This window comes from Frankia sp. CoWAU3 (assembly GCF_977971855.1).
Genome location: NZ_CDWWXB010000079.1, coordinates 1 through 3,539, shown reverse-complemented (window position 1 = coordinate 3,539; position 3,539 = coordinate 1). Strand labels below are relative to the sequence as shown.

The following is a 3,539-nucleotide window of genomic DNA, read 5'->3' as shown; positions in this document are numbered from 1 at the left end:
GCGGCGAGCGGCCTGGCCCGTAGGTCGGCCGAGATGAGATCGTCGCCGACCCTGATCTCGCCGCCGTAGGCGAGACACGCCGGGAAATGCGCGACATGCCGCCGCCCACGGATCTTGTCTCCTGCCTGGAGACACTCCGACGGTAACCGCCCGGGCGCCACGCCGACCATGAATCACCGCCTTTTCATGACCGCCCCTCCATGATGGGGGTCGGCCGCCGGCCCGCGGGCGGCCTGCATCACCGTTGGGTGACCGCAGACCAACCGATAGGTGAACTCCCCCCGCCGCACCCGCCTGGCCAGACGGGAATGATATCGTTCAACCGGATCTTTTCATCGCCGCGGAAATCGGGGAAATGTTATGCCGCTGGCAGGCTACGGCGTCTTGAAAGGCCGGCTACTCGACCGGCGCAGGGAGGGCGGGCACGACAGCCCGCATTACCAGATACACGTCGAGGGTGGTGGCTCTTTCCGAGTCGCCGTAAACGTTCTGTCCGCCCAGCCCCCGTCCGAACTGCTGTACATCGCGGTCGAGGAGTTCCACCATCCGATCCTCGACCGCCTCGTCGACCTGCCCGACGGGTTCACCCCCCTGAAGTCCAGGCCCGGCGGCCTCGCCCTGGACTTCGTCCGGGGCAACCTGTTCGATCGCACCGGGCTGCACGCGCTCCCCCCCCCGACCGCCCCGGCCCGGACAACGATCTCGCCGACCGCCTCGACCACCACGTCCAGCGTGCGACCGCCGATCCGACCAGCCACATTTACGCCTTCGGCCAGCGATGGGGGCCCGAGCCCACGAAACCAGATAAGATCTTTGGCTTCGTACCCGGCAACGGCGTGCATGACGTCCACATGAACCAGGGCAACAGCGGTCGCTTCATCGCCGACGACGGCAGCTGGCAGGACGGTGCCCTGCTCTTCCACTTCCCCACCGCGGGCCGCTGGACAGCACTGTTCCTGGCCTTCCAGAGCCAGGCCTGGCACACCGACGACACGACCGGCCACACCCTGCGCGCCGTTCCATCAGCCGGACCGGGCGGCCAACCAGCCCCCGGGGAACCCGACCGGCGCCTGCGCATCGTCGCCGCCCTGGTCAACCCCATCGGACCGGCACCGGAAGCCGAGTCCGTCACCCTGCTCAACACCACCCCAGGGCCCGTCGACCTCACCGGTTGGACGATCATCGACAGCGGTCGGCACCGTTTCCCCCTTCCGCCCACCAACCTGCCAGCCGGGGACACCGTGCGGATCCCGCTCGCACCCCCGGTCGGGCTGGGCAACCGGGGCGGCATCATCACCCTGCTTGATCAGGACGGTCTGAAAGTCGACGGCGTCGCCTACACCGCCACCGACGCATCCCGCGAAGGACACACCATCGTCTTCTGACCTCGGATCACCTTTCGGCCTCGGATGGATGTTCTCCACCGCGGGAACCCGCGCTTCGATGATGCTCCGGGCGGGACCCCGGTGGACCGGGTAGGCGGGCCGCAGCAGGTGGTGGTGGCCACCTTCGACACCTACAGCGAGGCCGAGAGGGCCGTCGACCAACTTTCCGACCTTGGTTTCCCGGTGGAGAAGACCGCCATCATCGGCTGCGGCCTGCGCACGGTCGAGCAGGTCACAGGTTGGCTGACCTGGACCTCCGCCGGCCGGCCGGCGCCCAGGCTCACTGCCGGCACGGCCTGCCTGCGCCCAGGCTCATTCCTGGGCCTGGGCTACCGGCAGAAGCCCGGCCCTGCGCCGCTCGGTGTAGCGGACGAACGCAAAGGCGTCCCGGGCCGCCTCGATGCCGTCGTCCGCGAGCCGACCGGCGAACCGCTCCCGGATGGCCGTCTCGACCGCGATGATCGAAACGATTCCGGTCAACGCGGCAAAGCCACCGAGCAGAGCCGTGTTCGGTAGCGGATGCCCCAGCTCGCGCTGGGCGATCTCGCTGGCGGGCATGCTGATCGTCCGCTCGGGCCGGTACCGGGTGAGCCTGGGCAGCCCGAAATCGTCAAGGTCGCGTGCCGAGTCGAGCAGGATGAACCCATCCGCCCCGAGTCCATGGAACACATCGGAGACGTGCAGCAGCGCCGCGTCCCGGACGATGACCGCATCCGGGAACACGACCGGTTCCCACCCGGGCAATGGATCGTCGTCGATCCGGCAGCAGGCGACCGTAGGATGGCCGATGTGTTCCGGCCCGCCGGCCATGGATGCCTGTCCGTAGCGACCCTCCGTAACTGCCGCGATGGTCAACAGCTCGGCGATGGTCAGCACGCCCTGACCGCCGAACCCGTGAATTCGTACCGCGAACATGACGGACCTCGTCTCTCCCGACCGGGCTGCTTCGCGACGCTGCTTCTCAATGCTGCTTCGCGACGCTGCTCGCGACGCCCCCGCTGCTCGCGACGCCCCCGTCAGCTGCCAGGGTCCTCTCCGCCAGTGGATCGCGGGCCAGGATCGCCATCGTGCGGTCGTCCCCGTCGACCCCGTGCGCATGGATGGCGAGCTGCGCGAAAAGGCGGTCAAGCAACGTGTCAGGCGAGTCGGTCCCGATCCGGCCGGCGGACAGGGATTCCGTCCCGAACTGTGTGCCGTGCGCGTCACGCGCCTCGCTGATGCCGTCGGTGTACAGCAGCAGGCGGTCTCCGGCGTCCATGGTCAGCGATCGGGACGACCAGATCTCGCTTCCGGCGAAAAGGTCAGACAGGATGGGCCCGGTCGGGCCGAGCGACCGTGGCTCGCGGGCGCCGCCAGCCGCGGACCCGGGCAGGTGCAGGGCGGGCGGATGCCCGGCGTTGACGTAGACCACCTGGCCTGACCGGGCATCGACGACGGCGAGAAAAGCGGTAGCAAACATTTCCTCGATATCGCCGGGTCCAGCGATATCGTTCACCGTGCGATGCATGGTCGCCTCGGGCTCCTCGCCCGCGAGCAGGTGCCGGCGCATCGCCTCCCGAAACCGTCGCGCGAACCTCGCGGCCTGCTCGCCGTGCCCGGCCGCGTCGCCGACGCAGATGGCGAGCCGGCCGGCGCCGATATCGACCGCCTCCACCCAGTCTCCGCTCGAACCGGGAGTCGCGGGATGCGACCGCCAGAATACCCCGAGACGATGAACGTTCTCTCTCACGCCCCCGGTCACACAGGCCGCGAGATCGGTCTCGTCCCAGGATTCTGCAGCCGGAAAGTTGCACACGGACGACCTCCAGAACGGCGCCTCGCGGGGAGAACTCAGTGGCCCTTGACATCTCAGACCCGTGCTCAGGCCTGCACCAACAACAGGTCATTCATTCGACTTCGGTTATCCGCCGAACATCAATATTGACGATCAGATCGGCCCAGCACGCATACTGGCCGACCGCACGCTCCTGCCGGGTCACCCGCAGGACTCGTGCCGGACGCTCGGGACCGGCCTTGACGACCGTCTCCTCGATGAGATGACCATCCGCTGTCATCCATTTCATGTGTCACCGCCTTCCTTGGCGTCGACGCGGGGCCATGGGACCTGATGACACAGCCTGACAACCTGGCGGAATCAGCGACGACGGATCATTG

At 68.0% G+C, this 3,539-nt stretch carries 4 protein-coding genes and 2 pseudogenes; 3 read left to right on the top strand and 3 right to left on the bottom strand.

Features of this window, described 5'->3' with window-relative positions:
• Positions 1–360: 360 nt before the first annotated feature.
• The 3 genes and pseudogenes from AC08ON_RS09430 to AC08ON_RS09420 all read left to right on the top strand — a co-directional run.
• Entirely contained in the window at positions 361–855 is a 495-nt protein-coding gene (locus AC08ON_RS09430; RefSeq protein ID WP_476616795.1) for a DUF2278 family protein, read from the top strand.
• Positions 750–1,385, top strand: a pseudogene (locus AC08ON_RS09425) (DUF2278 family protein); the annotation flags it as partial. The gene AC08ON_RS09430 and the pseudogene AC08ON_RS09425, both read left to right, overlap by 106 nt.
• A 24-nt stretch (positions 1,386–1,409) precedes the next feature.
• Positions 1,410–1,634 (top strand): annotated as a pseudogene (locus tag AC08ON_RS09420) (general stress protein); the annotation flags it as partial.
• Positions 1,635–1,697: 63 nt separating this feature from the next.
• Here AC08ON_RS09420 and AC08ON_RS09415 read toward each other — a convergent pair.
• The 3 genes from AC08ON_RS09415 to AC08ON_RS09405 form a co-directional block, all read right to left on the bottom strand.
• Positions 1,698–2,300: a 2-oxoacid:acceptor oxidoreductase family protein gene (locus tag AC08ON_RS09415; RefSeq protein WP_011437633.1), complete on the bottom strand. Its 603-nt coding sequence runs from the start codon at positions 2,298–2,300 to the stop codon at positions 1,698–1,700.
• Positions 2,301–2,346: 46 nt separating this feature from the next.
• The gene (locus AC08ON_RS09410; protein WP_476608670.1) at positions 2,347–3,039 is read right to left on the bottom strand and encodes a PP2C family protein-serine/threonine phosphatase; all 693 of its coding nucleotides are present in this window, start codon (positions 3,037–3,039) and stop codon (positions 2,347–2,349) included.
• A 232-nt stretch (positions 3,040–3,271) separates the two neighbouring features.
• Positions 3,272–3,448 carry a hypothetical protein gene (locus tag AC08ON_RS09405; protein ID WP_476608671.1) on the bottom strand — a complete coding sequence of 59 codons (177 nt, stop codon included), beginning with the start codon at positions 3,446–3,448 and terminating at the stop codon, positions 3,272–3,274.
• Between the last annotated feature and the right edge of the window lie 91 nt (positions 3,449–3,539).

What these genes read in the sequence shown, in the direction of transcription:
- AC08ON_RS09430 (WP_476616795.1), top strand. Translation starts at nt 361, where the DNA reads ATGCCGCTGGCAGGCTACGGCGTCTTGAAAGGCCGGCTACTCGACCGG.
- AC08ON_RS09415 (WP_011437633.1), bottom strand. Translation starts at nt 2,300, where the DNA reads ATGTTCGCGGTACGAATTCACGGGTTCGGCGGTCAGGGCGTGCTGACC.
- AC08ON_RS09405 (WP_476608671.1), bottom strand. Translation starts at nt 3,448, where the DNA reads ATGAAATGGATGACAGCGGATGGTCATCTCATCGAGGAGACGGTCGTC.